The sequence below is a fragment of the Enterobacter sp. EC_50 genome (assembly GCF_019584525.1).
GTDB lineage: Bacteria > Pseudomonadota > Gammaproteobacteria > Enterobacterales > Enterobacteriaceae > Enterobacter > Enterobacter roggenkampii.
In genome coordinates, this window is the sequence record NZ_VDAF01000006.1 from 73573 (window position 1) to 87323 (window position 13751).

General features: G+C 54.4%; 11 protein-coding genes and 1 tRNA gene. All 12 read right to left on the reverse strand.

What is annotated here, in order from left to right; all coding sequences use genetic code 11:
* Positions 1 to 57: 57 nt before the first annotated feature.
* The gene (gene mtr, locus FHC48_RS06935; protein ID WP_008501478.1) at positions 58 to 1302 is read right to left on the reverse strand and encodes a tryptophan permease; all 1245 of its coding nucleotides are present in this window, start codon (positions 1300 to 1302) and stop codon (positions 58 to 60) included.
* 142 nt (positions 1303 to 1444) lie between these two features.
* Entirely contained in the window at positions 1445 to 3340 is a 1896-nt protein-coding gene (locus FHC48_RS06940) for a DEAD/DEAH family ATP-dependent RNA helicase (RefSeq protein WP_021242253.1), read from the reverse strand.
* Positions 3333 to 3413, reverse strand: a complete 81-nt coding sequence (gene yrbN, locus FHC48_RS23780; protein ID WP_100122156.1) for a protein YrbN — start codon at positions 3411 to 3413, stop codon at positions 3333 to 3335. Before yrbN ends, FHC48_RS06940 begins: the two co-directional genes overlap by 8 nt.
* 107 nt (positions 3414 to 3520) lie before the next feature.
* Positions 3521 to 4405 carry a lipoprotein NlpI gene (gene nlpI, locus FHC48_RS06950; protein WP_008501476.1) on the reverse strand — a complete coding sequence of 295 codons (885 nt, stop codon included), beginning with the start codon at positions 4403 to 4405 and terminating at the stop codon, positions 3521 to 3523.
* Between the two features lie 108 nt (positions 4406 to 4513).
* A complete protein-coding gene (gene pnp, locus FHC48_RS06955; protein WP_008501475.1) occupies positions 4514 to 6652 on the reverse strand; it encodes a polyribonucleotide nucleotidyltransferase in 2139 nt (712 codons plus the stop codon).
* Positions 6653 to 6894: 242 nt separating this feature from the next.
* Positions 6895 to 7164, reverse strand: coding sequence for a 30S ribosomal protein S15 (gene rpsO, locus FHC48_RS06960; RefSeq protein ID WP_003861789.1), 270 nt, complete (start codon positions 7162 to 7164; stop codon positions 6895 to 6897).
* A 154-nt stretch (positions 7165 to 7318) separates the two neighbouring features.
* Positions 7319 to 8269, reverse strand: coding sequence for a tRNA pseudouridine(55) synthase TruB (gene truB, locus FHC48_RS06965; protein WP_059363818.1), 951 nt, complete (start codon positions 8267 to 8269; stop codon positions 7319 to 7321).
* Positions 8269 to 8673 carry a 30S ribosome-binding factor RbfA gene (gene rbfA, locus FHC48_RS06970; protein WP_003024988.1) on the reverse strand — a complete coding sequence of 135 codons (405 nt, stop codon included), beginning with the start codon at positions 8671 to 8673 and terminating at the stop codon, positions 8269 to 8271. Before rbfA ends, truB begins: the two co-directional genes overlap by 1 nt.
* A gap of 89 nt (positions 8674 to 8762) precedes the next feature.
* Entirely contained in the window at positions 8763 to 11450 is a 2688-nt protein-coding gene (gene infB / locus FHC48_RS06975; protein WP_008501472.1) for a translation initiation factor IF-2, read from the reverse strand.
* Between the two features lie 24 nt (positions 11451 to 11474).
* Positions 11475 to 12977 carry a transcription termination factor NusA gene (nusA, locus tag FHC48_RS06980; protein WP_059363817.1) on the reverse strand — a complete coding sequence of 501 codons (1503 nt, stop codon included), beginning with the start codon at positions 12975 to 12977 and terminating at the stop codon, positions 11475 to 11477.
* Between the two features lie 28 nt (positions 12978 to 13005).
* Positions 13006 to 13458 carry a ribosome maturation factor RimP gene (rimP, locus tag FHC48_RS06985; protein ID WP_014833432.1) on the reverse strand — a complete coding sequence of 151 codons (453 nt, stop codon included), beginning with the start codon at positions 13456 to 13458 and terminating at the stop codon, positions 13006 to 13008.
* 207 nt (positions 13459 to 13665) lie between these two features.
* A tRNA-Met gene (locus FHC48_RS06990) sits at positions 13666 to 13742 on the reverse strand.
* Between the last annotated feature and the right edge of the window lie 9 nt (positions 13743 to 13751).

Consider the following 13751-nt stretch of genomic DNA (forward strand, 5'->3'; position numbering starts at 1 on the left):
TGGCCTACGGGGACGCGTAGGCCGGATAAGGCGTAGCCGCCATCCGGCACAAAATGTTTACTGGTACACCGGCAACAGATTAAAACTCGACAGCACATGTACCAGGGCATTGCCCGCGCCAAACACCAGGATCAGCGCAATCATCGGCTTGCCGCCCCAGACGCGGAATTTCGGGCTGCCGAAGCGTTTACGTGATTTGCGGGCCAACAGCGCCGGCACAATTGCCGCCCAGATGGTCGCCGCCAGACCGGCATAGCCGATGGCGTACAGGAAACCGTTCGGCCACAGAAGGCCGCCCACAATCGGTGGCAGGAAGGTCAGCAGCGCGGTTTTGAAGCGGCCCATCGCAGAATCATCAAAGCCAAACAGATCCGCCAGGTAGTCAAACAGGCCCAGCGTCACGCCGAGGAATGAACTCGCCACCGCGAAGTTAGAGAAGATCACCAGCAGCAGATCCAGGCTGCGGCTGTTCAGCACGCCGCTCAGGGCCTGCACCAGCACATCAATGTTACCGCCCTTCTGCGCAATACCGATAAACTCCGGGCGCGGGATATTGCCCATCGTCCCGAGCAGCCAGATGACGTACAGCGCCAACGCCAGCAGCGTGCCGTAGACCAGACACTTCACAATCGTGCGCGGATCTTTGCCGTAGTACTTCATCAGGCTCGGCACGTTACCGTGGTAGCCAAACGACGCCAGGCAGAACGGCAGGGTCATCAGCAGGTACGGCGTATAGGAGGTATTTACTTCGGCAACGTTAAACAGCGTGGCAGGCGTCACGTGCCCCAGCAGGCTGCCGAAGGTGAGGAAGAAGGTGATGACCTTCGCGCCCAGCACGATCGCCGTCATCCGGCTCACCGCTTTGGTACTCATCCAGACAATAAACGCCACGCCCAGCGCAAAGCACAGCCCGGCCAGACGCGCCGGTACGTTCAGCGACATCTCCGAGAAGGTGTGATGCAGAATCGAACCGCTTGCCGAGATATACGCGTAGGTCAGGATATAGAGCACAAACGCGATGGACAGCCCGTTCACCAGGTTCCAGCCTTTGCCCAGCAGGTCTTTGGTGATGGTGTCGAAGCTCGCGCCAATGCGGTAGTTCAGGTTGGCTTCGAGGATCATTAGCCCGGAATGGAGCATACAGAACCAGGTAAAGACCAGCGCGGCCAGCGACCAGAAGAACCACGCACCGGACATGACCACGGGCAGGGAGAACATCCCGGCACCTATAATGGTTCCGCCGATGATCACCACGCCGCCAAGCAGCGAAGGTGACGTTTGGGTGGTGGTTAGTGTCGCCATACAGCCTTTTCTCCAGTCAATCATGCGGTTCTGCATTTTAATGTGACGCACTGTACCAGTACAAGAGTACAAAGGGAATAAAAAAAGCCCCGATAGCATGTATCGGGGCTGTATATTTTACTTTACGTCAGAAGCGTAAGGCTTACGCGTCACCGAAACGACGACGGCTGGTGCCTTCTTCACGACGCGGGCCACGGCTTTCACGGCGCTCGCCGGAGAAACGACGACCTTCACCACCGCGACCTTCGCTGCGACCGCCTTCACGACGCTCGCCGCCGAAACCGCGACCACCGCCACGACGTTCGCCGCCACGGTCAGGGCGTGGCTGTGCATCGCCCAGCAGCTGCATGTTCATCGGCTTGTTCAGGATGCGGGTACGCGTAAAGTGCTGCAGTACTTCACCCGGCATGCCTTTCGGCAGCTCGATGGTAGAGTGGGATGCGAACAGCTTGATGTTACCAATGTAACGGCTGCTGATGTCGCCTTCGTTAGCGATAGCGCCAACGATGTGACGAACTTCAACACCATCATCACGGCCCACTTCAATGCGGTACAGTTCCATATCGCCTGCGTCGCGACGTTCACGACGTGGACGGTCTTCACCACCACGCTCTGGACGGTCACCACGTGGGCCACGATCGTTACGGTCGCCACGACGTTCGAAGCGGTCGTCACGGTCACGGAATTCACGCTTAGGACGCATCGGTGCATCTGGTGGCACGATCAGGCTACGTTCGCCCTGAGCCATTTTCAGCAGTGCTGCAGCCAGGGTTTCCATGTCCAGCTCTTCGCCTTCAGCAACAGGCTGAATCTGCGACAGCAGCGCACGGTACTGATCCAGATCGCTGCTTTCCAGCTGCTGCTGTACTTTGGCGGCGAATTTTTCCAGACGGCGTTTGCCCAGCAGCTCTGCGTTTGGCAGGTCCGCTTCTGGAATGGTCAGCTTCATGGTGCGTTCGATGTTACGCAGCAGACGACGCTCGCGGTTCTCAACGAACAGCAGCGCACGGCCAGCACGACCCGCACGACCGGTACGGCCGATACGGTGAACGTAAGACTCGGAATCCATCGGGATGTCGTAGTTAACAACCAGGCTGATACGCTCAACGTCCAGACCACGTGCTGCCACGTCGGTTGCAATCAGGATATCCAGACGACCGTCTTTCAGACGCTCCAGAGTCTGCTCACGCAGGGCCTGGTTCATGTCGCCGTTCAGCGCTGCGCTGTTGTAGCCACTACGCTCCAGGGCTTCAGCCACTTCCAGGGTCGCATTTTTGGTACGAACGAAGATAATCGCCGCATCAAAATCTTCCGCTTCCAGGAAACGTACCAGCGCTTCGTTTTTACGCATGCCGTATACAGACCAGTAGCTCTGGCTGATGTCCGGGCGAGTGGTTACGCTGGACTGAATACGCACTTCCTGAGGTTCTTTCATGAAGCGTTTGGTGATACGACGAATCGCTTCCGGCATGGTGGCAGAGAACAGCGCGGTCTGATGACCGTCCGGGATCTGCGCCATGATGGTTTCAACGTCTTCGATGAAGCCCATACGCAGCATTTCATCTGCTTCATCCAGTACCAGACCGCTCAGTTTAGAGAGATCCAGGGTACCGCGCTTCAGGTGATCCAGCAGACGGCCCGGCGTACCGACAACAATCTGTGGGCCCTGGCGCAGGGCGCGTAACTGCACGTCATAACGCTGGCCGCCGTACAGGGCAACCACGTTTACGCCGCGCATATGTTTAGAGAATTCCGTCATGGCTTCTGCAACCTGAACAGCCAGTTCACGGGTTGGAGCCAGAACGAGGATCTGCGGTGCACGCAGGTCCGGATCAATGTTGTTCAGCAGCGGCAGCGAGAACGCTGCAGTTTTACCGCTACCAGTCTGGGCCATGCCCAGCACGTCACGACCAGAAAGCAGGTGTGGGATACACTCAGCCTGGATCGGAGATGGTTTTTCGTAACCCAGATCGTTAAGGGCTTCAAGGATAGGAGCCTTCAGGCCCAGATCTGCAAAAGTGGTTTCGAATTCAGCCATGTAGTACGAGTGCCTCAATGTCAATGGCGGCCAGTCTACTTAGCTCATCGTGAAAATGATTAGCAATTTTCATTGAAAAGTGTGAACCGGCTCAAAGTAGGTGTATTGACGAACAACAACGCCCTCACCAGTTAAGGTGATGGCAATCAAAAGATTACGGGCTGATGTTTATGTCGTCAGCTATTGCTGGTCCGATTCTGCCAGGTCGTCTTGCTCCTGGCCCAAGAGCGATAATTCCAACAATGCATAACGGTGCTCAACGAAGTTGTGTACGTTGTTAGCAACCGCTAATTTGAACAGTGCCGTAGCGCTGTCCTTATCCCCCAGACTTAGGTAGTACTTACCTAAATAGAAGTTGGTTTCACTGAGATGCTCAGCGAGCGAGGTGTTATCCGTTGCGTCCGCCTTGAGGCGTTCCATCAGCGTTGCTTCGCTAATGTTGCCCAGGTAGAACTCGACAATGTTCCATCCCCACTGTTCCTTGTCCGATTTATCGAAGCGCTGTTTCAGTGCCTCTTTTGCCTGCTTCTCATCGAGCTTCCGCTCAACGATGTAAAGCCACAGGCTACGGAAAGGATCATTAGGATCGTCTTGATAAAACGCCAGCAGATCATCTTGCGCTAACTTGTCACGACCGCCGTAATACAATGCGATACCGCGATTCAAGTGCGCGTAGTTGTAAGTTGGATCAAGCTCAAGTACAGAATCAAACGCTTCATAGGCAGCATCAAAATTGCCTGCCTGCGTTAAATAAATGCCTAAGTAATTGAATACTTCAGGCATATCAGGTCGGATAGCCAGCGCTTGTGAAAAATCATTTCGCGCCAATGCCCTCAGACCGAGACTATCATACAACACTCCGCGCTCATATAAAAGCTGTGCGCGTTCGTCATCGGTTAAAGCCCGACTGGCAAGTATTTGTTCCATGCGTGCCAGGATCACTTCCTGCTGCAAAGTCGGTTGCAATGGCACTGCGAGGACTTCGCTCTTACGCCAGGCAGAGTTGCTGCATCCTGCCAGCGTTAAAGCTGTCGCAACGAAACACCAGCGCAAAAAAGGCTTCATTTCCCACTCCCGAAGACAACTATTGGATGAACGTCCTGTCCCCCGGCGGCTTAACAAGGCGTCCTGCCTGATAATAGGCCCTCCGCAAAGCGGAGGGCAAATGGCAACTTACTCGCCTTGCTGTTCTGCGGCCTGTGCTTCTGGCGCAGCAGCTGGCTGAGACTGCTCGGTTGCTTCTTTAATGCTCAGACGGATACGGCCCTGGCGATCAACTTCCAGAACTTTAACCGGTACTTCCTGACCCATCTGCAGGTAATCGGTCACTTTCTCAACGCGCTTGTCAGCGATCTGAGAGATGTGAACCAGACCTTCTTTACCGCCACCGATGGCAACGAACGCGCCAAAGTCAACGATACGGGTCACTTTACCTGCATAGACGCGGCCCACTTCGATTTCTGCAGTGATTTCTTCGATGCGACGGATCGCGAATTTCGCTTTCTCGCCGTCGGTTGCTGCGATCTTCACGGTACCGTCATCTTCGATTTCGATGGTGGTGCCGGTCTCTTCGGTCAGCGCACGGATTACGGAACCGCCCTTACCGATAACATCTTTGATCTTGTCTGGATTGATCTTGATGGTGTGAATACGCGGTGCGAATTCAGAGATATCACCGCGTGGCGCGTTGATAGCCTGTTCCATCACGCCCAGGATGTGCAGACGTGCACCTTTAGCCTGGTTCAGCGCAACCTGCATGATCTCTTTGGTGATACCTTCAATTTTGATATCCATCTGCAGCGCAGAGATACCGTCGCGGGAACCCGCCACTTTGAAGTCCATATCGCCGAGGTGATCTTCGTCGCCCAGAATGTCAGACAGAACAACATAGTTGTCGCCTTCTTTCACCAGGCCCATTGCGATACCCGCAACGGCGGCTTTGATTGGCACGCCTGCATCCATCAGCGCCAGAGAGGCACCGCACACGGAAGCCATGGAAGAAGAACCGTTGGATTCGGTGATTTCAGACACCACACGTACGGTGTACGGGAATTTGTCTGCTTCTGGCATGACTGCCAGCACGCCGCGCTTCGCCAGACGACCGTGACCAATTTCACGACGCTTCGGCGAGCCAACCATACCAGTTTCGCCTACGGAGTACGGAGGGAAGTTGTAGTGGAACAGGAAGCTGTCAGTGCGCTCGCCCATCAGTTCGTCGATGATCTGCGCGTCACGGGCTGTACCCAGGGTCGCGGTAACCAGCGCCTGCGTTTCGCCACGGGTGAACAGCGCGGAACCGTGAGTACGTGGCAGCACGCCAGTACGCACATCCAGACCACGGATCATGTCTTTTTCACGGCCATCGATACGCGGCTCGCCAGCCAGCACGCGGCTACGAACAACGTTTTTCTCAATGGCGTGCAGGATTTCGCCAATTTCGTTAGCGTCCAGCGTTTCGTCTTCGGCTACCAGGGTCGCGGTTACTTCAGATTTGATCACATCAACCTGAGCGTAACGCTCCTGTTTGTCAGTGATGCGGTATGCATCGCTCAGACGAGATTCTGCCAGAGCTGCAACGCGTGCATTCAGCGCATCGTTAGCTGCTTCAGGCTGCCAGTCCCAACGTGGTTTACCGGCTTCTTTCACCAGGTCGTTGATGTTCTGGATAACAACCTGCTGCTGGTCATGGCCGAAGACCACAGCGCCCAGCATCTGGTCTTCGCTCAGCAGTTCAGCTTCGGATTCAACCATCAGCACAGCGGCTTCGGTACCCGCAACCACCAGGTCCAGCTTACTTTCTTTCAGCTCTTCCTGAGTTGGGTTCAGCACGTACTGGTCGTTGATGTAACCCACGCGCGCGGCACCGATTGGACCATTGAATGGAATACCAGACAGTGACAGGGCTGCGGACGCACCGATCATCGCTACGATGTCCGGGTTAACCTGTGGGTTAACGGAAACAACGGTCGCGATAACCTGCACTTCGTTGACGAAGCCTTCCGGGAACAGCGGGCGAACCGGGCGGTCAATCAGACGCGCGATCAGGGTTTCGCCTTCGCTTGGACGGCCTTCACGACGGAAGAAACCACCCGGGATTTTACCGGCAGCGTAGGTACGCTCCTGGTAGTTAACGGTCAGCGGGAAGAAGTCCTGACCTGGTTTAGCTTTTTTCTGGCCCACAACGGTAACGAATACCGCGGTGTCATCCATGCTTACCATAACGGCAGCAGTCGCCTGACGTGCCATCATGCCGGTTTCCAGCGTGACGGTATGTTGACCATACTGGAATTTACGAACGATCGGATTCAGCAAAGTTCTGTCCTTTCTTAAATGTTTGACAGCACACCACCGGTGTGCTGTCGATTTGACCCGACCTTCTTCGCATCCTCGCGACTAATGACAACCAACACCCCCCTGGGTGAAGCCTCTCATTAGCCGCGCGAACCTCTGCAATGAAGATCATTTATAGCAACAATACAATAGTTTCCAGTGAATTGCTGCCGTCTGCTTGAAAAAAGGGGCCATCAGGCCCCCTTTTCTGAAACTCGCAAGACTTAGCGACGCAGACCCAGACGCTCGATCAGCGCGGTGTAGCGTGCAACATCTTTACGTTTCAGGTAGTCGAGCAGTTTACGACGCTGAGAAACCATACGCAGCAGACCACGACGGCTGTGGTGATCTTTTTTGTGCTCTGCAAAGTGACCCTGCAGGTGGTTAATCTGTGCAGTCAGCAGTGCAACCTGAACTTCGGTAGAACCGCTGTCGTTAGTACCACGACCAAACTCAGAAACGATTTTAGCTTTAGCTTCAACGCTTAGAGACATTTTCAAACTCCAAAGTATAAAGAATGTAAGGATGCCGATCTCTAATTCAGCAATCCCATGTACGCCCCGCAGATTGTTAAACAATTTACCAGGCGTTAAGCGGCGATATTCTACTCGTCTCCCCTGCTTATCGCAAGGTGAGCCGTTATCACCGTCACGCGTCGACCGGATATTCGACGACCAGACGACGCGGCGCAACGCGCCCTTCGCCATCCATTTCGCCCATGCCGATGAATTTCCCTTCGTCACCTTCGGTCACGCGTACCAGGCCTTCCAGCGGTGCATCCGCTGTACGAACCGGATTGCCGTTCTTAAAGTAAACGGACGATGTTAAAGGAAGATTAACAACCGGGAAGTCCGCAGCCGGACTGTCCATCGGCATCAGCAGTGGATCGAGCAGCTCTGCCGGCGCGATCCCCTGAGATTCAGCCTGTTCAACCAGCTCGCGCAACTGTTCCAGAGTCACCATCCGCTCCACCGGATACTTGCTCACCGCAAGGCGACGCAGGTAAATCACATGCGCGCCGCAGCCCAGCTTTTCACCGAGGTCATCAATGATGGTGCGAATATAGGTCCCTTTCGAACAGTGCACTTCCAGCTCCAGCTCATCACCTTCGTGGCGAATAAAGAGCAGCTCATACACGGTAATCGGACGGGCTTCACGCGGGACGTCAATGCCCTGGCGCGCATATTCGTAGAGTTTTTTGCCCTGATACTTTAGCGCCGAATACATCGACGGCACCTGCATCGTCTCCCCACGGAAGCTCTCCAGCGCCGCATCAAGCTGCTCCGCACTGAAGGTCACCGGACGCTCTTCCACGACCTGACCATCCGCGTCGGAAGTATCCGTGCGCTGACCCAGCTTAGCGATAACGCGGTAACGCTTATCGGAGTCGAGCAGATACTGGGAAAACTTTGTCGCCTCTCCCAGGCAGATCGGCAGCATGCCGGTTGCCAGCGGATCGAGCGCGCCGGTGTGGCCCGCTCGGTTGGCGTTAAAAATACGCTTCACTTTTTGCAGCACGTCGTTGCTGGAAGCGCCCTGGGGTTTATCCAGCAGCAGCACACCATGCACGTCGCGACCACGACGACGAGGACGACTCATCAGTCCTCCTTGCTGTCGTCCGCCGGGTTAACACGACGCTCATCGTCATGTTTCACCACGCTGGTCACCAGGTTGGACATACGCATACCTTCGACCAGCGAGTTGTCGTAGAAGAAGGTCAGTTCAGGCACGATACGCAGGCGCATCGCTTTGCCGAGCAGAGAGCGGATGAAACCAGAGGCTTCCTGCAGCGCTTTAATGCCGTTTTTCACTGCGGCTTCGTCCTGATCGTTCAGGAAGGTGACGAACACTTTTGCATAGGCCAGGTCGCGGGACATTTCCACACCGGAAACGGTGGTCATCATGCCGACGCGCGGGTCTTTGATTTCACGTTGCAGAATGAGTGCGATCTCTTTCTGCATTTCCTGCGCTACGCGCTGAGGGCGACCAAATTCTTTCGCCATAATAAATTCTCCAGACAAAAAAGGGGCTAAAGCCCCTTTTTGAAATTATTGCCGGGTGGCGCGAGGCGATCCCGGCTTACAATCGGAAATTAAGCGATGGTACGCTGAATTTCGATGATCTCGAACACTTCGATCATATCGCCAACGCGAACGTCGTTGTAGTTCTTCACGCCGATACCACATTCCATGCCGTTACGGACTTCGTTAACGTCATCTTTGAAGCGGCGCAGGGATTCCAGCTCGCCTTCATAGATAACCACGTTGTCACGCAGTACGCGGATTGGGTTGTGACGCTTGATGTTACCTTCGGTAACCATACAGCCCGCGATCGCACCGAATTTCGGTGATTTGAACACGTCACGTACTTCAGCCAGACCGATGATCTGCTGTTTCAGCTCAGGAGACAGCATACCGCTCATCGCTGCTTTCACTTCGTCGATCAGGTTATAGATGACGGAGTAGTAACGCAGATCCAGGCTTTCGGATTCAATGACTTTACGCGCAGAGGCATCCGCACGAACGTTGAAGCCAACCAGGATAGCGTTGGAGGCAGCAGCCAGGGTCGCGTCGGTTTCGGTGATACCACCTACGCCAGAACCGATGATCTTCACTTTCACTTCGTCGGTAGACAGTTTCAGCAAGGAGTCGGAGATCGCTTCCACAGAACCCTGAACGTCGGCTTTCAGAACGATGTTCACTTCGTGAACTTCGCCATCGGTCATGTTGGCAAACATGTTCTCGAGTTTAGATTTCTGCTGACGAGCCAGTTTAACTTCACGGAATTTGCCCTGACGATACAGTGCCACTTCACGCGCTTTCTTCTCGTCACGCACAACGGTCACTTCGTCACCAGCAGCCGGAACGCCGGACAGACCCAGGATTTCCACTGGAATGGACGGACCTGCTTCCAGCACTTCCTGACCCAGTTCGTTACGCATCGCACGAACGCGACCGTATTCGAAACCGCACAGAACGATATCACCTTTATGCAGCGTACCTTCACGAACCAGAACGGTAGCAACAGGGCCACGTCCTTTATCCAGGAAGGATTCGATAACCGCACCGCTCGCCATACCGTTACGGATGGCTTTCAGCTCCAGAACTTCGGCCTGCAGCAGGATCGCGTCCAGCAGTTCGTCGATACCGGTACCCGCTTTCGCAGACACGTGTACGAACTGGCTTTCGCCGCCCCACTCTTCCGGCAGGATACCGTACTGGGAAAGTTCGTTTTTAACACGATCGGGATCCGCTTCTGGCTTATCGATCTTGTTCACTGCAACCACAACCGGCACACCCGCTGCTTTCGCGTGCTGGATAGCTTCGATGGTCTGCGGCATGACGCCGTCGTCTGCAGCAACAACCAGAACAACGATATCCGTCGCCTGAGCACCACGAGCACGCATGGAGGTAAACGCGGCGTGGCCTGGGGTATCCAGGAAGGTGATCATACCGTTGTCAGTTTCTACGTGGTATGCACCGATGTGCTGGGTAATACCACCCGCTTCGCCAGAGGCAACCTTGGTAGAGCGAATGTAGTCAAGCAGCGAGGTTTTACCGTGGTCAACGTGACCCATGATGGTCACTACCGGTGCGCGCGGTTCTGCCGCAGCACCTGTGTCACGGTCGCTCATTACTGCTTCTTCCAGCTCGTTTTCACGACGCAGGATAACTTTGTGGCCCATCTCTTCCGCAACCAGCTGCGCAGTTTCCTGATCGATCACCTGGTTGATGGTTGCCATAGCGCCCAGCTTCATCATTGCTTTGATGACCTGAGAGCCTTTAACCGCCATCTTGTTCGCCAGTTCGCCAACGGTAATGGTTTCGCCGATCACAACGTCACGGTTAACGGCCTGAGCAGGCTTCTGGAAGCCCTGCTGCAGAGCGGAACCTTTACGCTTGCCGCCTTTACCACCGCGAACAGCCGCACGTGCTTCTTCACGGTCAGCTTTGGATTCCGCGTGCTTGTTACCTTTTTTCGCCGGACGCGCTGCTTTTGCATTACGACCACGGCCACGGCCGCCTTCTACTTCACGGTCGTTATCATCTTCAGCCTGACGTGCGTGCTGAGAAGTGGTCACGTGATAGTCGCTGGTGTCTTCAGACTGCTCAGCGGTATCAACACCGTTCTTCTCATTTTCTTCTGCCATGCGACGCGCTTCTTCGGCGACGCGGCGAGCTTCTTCTTCCAGCTTACGGCGGGCTTCTTCTTCCGCTTTACGCTTCAGCTCGGCAGCTTCATTTTCACGGCGGGCTTTTTCAGCCTGGGCGGTTTTGGTCATTTCGTCTGTCTGTTGATTGCTCACTTTGTCTTTTTCCGCAGCGTCACGCTTCACTTTATCACTTGCGTCGCGTTTCGCTTTTTCTGCGGCCTCACGTTCAGCTTTTAATTCTGCTTCACGTTTGGCGGCTGCTTCCGCCTCACGCTGAGCTTGTTCTTCCGCTTCACGCTGTGCCTGCTCTTCCGCGGCAAGGCGTTCTGCCTCTTGCGGATCACGTTTTACAAAGGTGCGCGTCTTGCGGACTTCAATTTGTACCGATTTGCTTTTGCCACCGGTACCAGGGATGTTTAACGTGCTACGCGTTTTGCGCTGCAGCGTTAACTTGTCAGGCGTAGAGCCGTGTTCACGGTTCAGGTGCGTTAACAAGGTTTGTTTTTCTTGCGCGGTCACCGAGTCATCAGCGGACTTCGGGATCCCTGCATCAGCAAATTGCTGTACCAGGCGGTCCACGGAGGTCTGAATCTCAGCAGCCAGCGATTTTACAGTTACATCAGTCATGCTGTTCCTTCCTGCTACAGTTTATTACGCTTCGTCGCCGAACCAGCAAATATTACGTGCGGCCATGATGAGCTCGCCGGCTTTCTCGTCGGTTAAACCTTCGATATCAGCCAGGTCATCAACGCCTTGTTCAGCGAGATCTTCCAGCGTACAAACACCACGGGCAGCCAGCTTGAACGCAATCGCACGATCAAGACCTTCCAGATTCAGCAGGTCATCAGCCGGCTTCTTACCGCCAAGGCTTTCTTCCTGAGCCAGTGCCAGGGTGGTCAGTGCGTTTTTAGCGCGTTCACGCAGGGCTTCAACGGTTGGTTCATCCAGACCGTCAATTTCCAGCAGCTCTTTCATTGGCACATAGGCCAGTTCTTCCAGCGTAGAGAAACCTTCTTCAACCAGAACAGTGGCGAAATCTTCGTCAATATCCAGGTATTTGGTGAAGGTATCGATCGCCGCATGGGCTTCAGCCTGATGCTTAGCCTGCAGGTCATCAACGGTCATGACGTTGAGTTCCCAGCCGCTCAGCTGTGACGCCAGGCGTACGTTCTGACCGTTACGGCCGATTGCCTGCGCCAGGTTGCCCGCTTCAACAGCGATATCCATGGTGTGTTTGTCTTCGTCAACAACGATAGACGCCACATCAGCCGGAGCCATTGCGTTGATCACGAACTGCGCCGGGTTGTCATCCCACAGAACGATATCAATACGTTCGCCGCCCAGCTCAGTAGAAACTGCCTGGACACGCGCACCGCGCATACCGACGCAAGCACCGACCGGGTCGATACGCTTGTCGTTGGTTTTCACCGCAATTTTCGCACGGGAGCCCGGATCGCGAGCCGCCGCTTTAATTTCGATAACTTCTTCACCGATTTCCGGTACTTCGATACGGAACAGTTCTACCAGCATTTCTGGTTTAGAACGGGTCACGAACAGCTGCGCACCGCGAGCTTCTGGACGCACAGCGTACAGAACACCACGAATACGGTCGCCCGGACGGAAGTTTTCACGCGGCAGCATATCTTCACGCAGGATCACGGCTTCAGCGTTACCCGGCAACCCTTCGGATTTGATCTCCAGAGAGATGTTGTCGCGGTTCACTTTCTTCACCACGCCGGTGATGATTTCGCCTTCCTGATCGCGGAACTGATCGACAACCAGCGCGCGCTCGGCTTCACGCACTTTCTGCACGATAACCTGTTTAGCGGTCTGGGTGGTGATACGGTCGAAGGTCACAGATTCAATCTGATCTTCAACGTAGTCACCCACGTTCAAACTTTCGTCTTCAAAACGGGCGGCTTCCAGCGTGATCTCTTTAGTCGGCTGGGTCACTTCTTCAACGATTACCCAACGACGGAATGTATCGAAGTCACCGCTTTTACGATCGATTTCTACGCGAACATCGATCTCTTGTTCGTATTTTTTCTTGGTTGCTGTAGCCAGTGCACTTTCCAGCGCTTCAAAAATCTTCTCACGCGGCAGTGATTTCTCGTTGGAGACGGCTTCAACAACAGCCAAAATTTCTTTGTTCATCGCGGGCTTTTCACCTCAATCCAGACTGTTAAAAGTGGGGAACCAGGTTCGCCTTCTGGATATTACTCAGCGCGAACACTTCATCTTTGCCTTCGACTGTCACCGTGATCATTTCACCATCAACGGCTTTGATAATTCCCTGCCATTTACGGCGGTTCTGTACGGCCATACGCAGAACGAGAGCCACTTCTTCACCGGTAAAGCGCACATAGTGCTCGGCCGTGAACATCGGGCGATCGAGGCCAGGTGAGGAAACTTCCAGGTTGTACGCAACGGTAATTGGGTCTTCAACATCAAGAACCGCACTCACCTGGTGGCTGACATCAGCACAATCATCAACATTGATGCCATCTTCACTATCAATATAGATGCGCAGCGTCGATGTACGGCCGCGAACGAATTCGATGCCGACCAGTTCGTAGCCCAGTGCTTCGACCGGTGCAGTAATCATCTCTGTTAATTTTTGCTCTAATGTGGACAAGCCCACCCCCAAGACATAAAAAAAGGGCGTAAAGCCCAGTTATTCTGTAGTCAGATAACAAAAAACCCCGATAAATCGGGGCTTTAGATAACTGAACCCTATAGCCACAACTGTGGCCTGGAGCACTCTCCGAAAGAATTTTTTCAAATCCAGCTACGAAGGCTCTAAGTCTTCACAGTATATTTGAAAAAGAACTTTATGGGAAAGTGGTTGCGGGGGCCGGATTTGAACCGACGACCTTCGGGTTATGAGCCCGACGAGCTACCAGGCTGCTCCACCCCGCGCCTGAAACG